Consider the following 221-nt stretch of genomic DNA (forward strand, 5'->3'; position numbering starts at 1 on the left):
CGCCAGCGCGGCGAGCGCCTGGTGGCCGGCAGCGTGCTGCTGTCCGGGCCGGTCGAGTTGCGCGTGGAACACGGCGGCAGCACTTCCACCGCGGCGCGGCTGGGCGCGCTGGCCGACCGCGCCCGCCAGGTCCGCGCGCGGGTGGCGCCGAGCGATCGCGTGATCGGCCGCTTCGTGGCCCGTGTGCTGGTGCTCACCGCGCTGACCGCGCTGGGCTGGCT

General features: G+C 78.3%; 1 pseudogene. It reads left to right on the top strand.

Annotation, left to right across the window (positions count from 1 at the left end):
- Window positions 1–221, top strand: a pseudogene (locus UUA_RS18470) (P-type ATPase actuator domain-containing protein); the annotation flags it as partial.

The sequence above is a fragment of the Rhodanobacter thiooxydans LCS2 genome (genome assembly GCF_000264375.1).
Classification (GTDB): domain Bacteria; phylum Pseudomonadota; class Gammaproteobacteria; order Xanthomonadales; family Rhodanobacteraceae; genus Rhodanobacter; species Rhodanobacter thiooxydans.